The organism is Enterococcus ureilyticus (assembly GCF_001730315.1).
Lineage (GTDB): Bacteria > Bacillota > Bacilli > Lactobacillales > Enterococcaceae > Enterococcus_L > Enterococcus_L ureilyticus.
Window position 1 is genome coordinate 1 of sequence record NZ_MIKC01000037.1, and the last position, 1016, is coordinate 1016.

Here is a 1016-nt window from a genome sequence, read left to right on the forward strand (position 1 = left end):
TGTTTTTAAAGGAATCAATACGCAATCCAACGTTGGTTTTTGCTGAAATTGATAGGCAATGATTTCTCCATTAAAACCATCAAGAAAAGGACTGAGATAGGCTTTTCTTTTTAGTTTAATTCCTTCGGAATTTCGTTCAGTATAGTGGAATTCTGAAATATCTGTAAAGATTTTTTGTTTTGGAATCGTGCTAAAGAAGCGGCGATTCACCTTGTTTTTAGCCAAGGTTCCCACCAAACCTTTGTAAGATCGATACCTTCTTGAACGACGTGTAAAGCTTATACATACTAAGTTATATTTCTTCATAATTCGTCGGATTTTCTTATGATTGATTTGATAGCCCATATTCACTAAAGCCAGTTTGATTCGACGATAGCCATAATTGCGATCATTCTCTTCAAAAATTGTTTGAATCAATTTCTCTATGTGAGTCATTTTTTCTTCGCTCGTTATCTGTTTTTTCCAGTAATTGAAGGTAGAACGCGGTAGCTTAATCGCTTGTAATACATGATCTTGACGATACTTTCCAATAAGTTCTATGGCTATTCTGGTTTGAACTCGTCTTTTCGCTTCGCCATAATAGTCTGTTGGAAAGTCCGTAGCTTTTTTAAATACTCGACCTCGATTCGCAAACGTTCATTCTCACGCTCTAATTCCTTTTCACGAGATAGTTTGCTTGTTTCTTGCTGTTTTTTTGTTGGTTTGTTCATCCTTTTTTTGGGTCTCCCTTTTTGATTAGACAGAGCAGTTTGACCACCAGCGATGTATTTCTTTTGCCAACGAGAAATCATCGACCCATTAGGCAGCTTGAATTGTCTTGCTGCTTCACCGAAAGAAGCATCTGTCGTTTCTATAAAGTGTAATACATCTCGCTTAAATTCACTAGTATATTTTGTCAGTGAACGGTGTCTTTTGAGCCCTTCTTTCCCAAATAATTGATAGGAGTGTTTCCAATTGTAAATTAAGGCATTTGATGGGAGTCCGTATTTTTTAGCCAAGGCTCGTCCGCCCAGAGG

Annotated in this window: 2 protein-coding genes; both read right to left on the reverse strand. The window is 37.2% G+C overall.

Annotated features, from left to right (window positions below):
• The coding region (locus tag BCR24_RS11545; RefSeq protein WP_141707058.1) for an IS3 family transposase at positions 1 to 435 on the reverse strand (435 nt) is incomplete at its 3' end.
• A gap of 107 nt (positions 436 to 542) precedes the next feature.
• Positions 543 to 1016, reverse strand: a 474-nt coding sequence (locus BCR24_RS11550) for a helix-turn-helix domain-containing protein (protein ID WP_069640677.1), incomplete at its 5' end; no start/stop codon positions are given.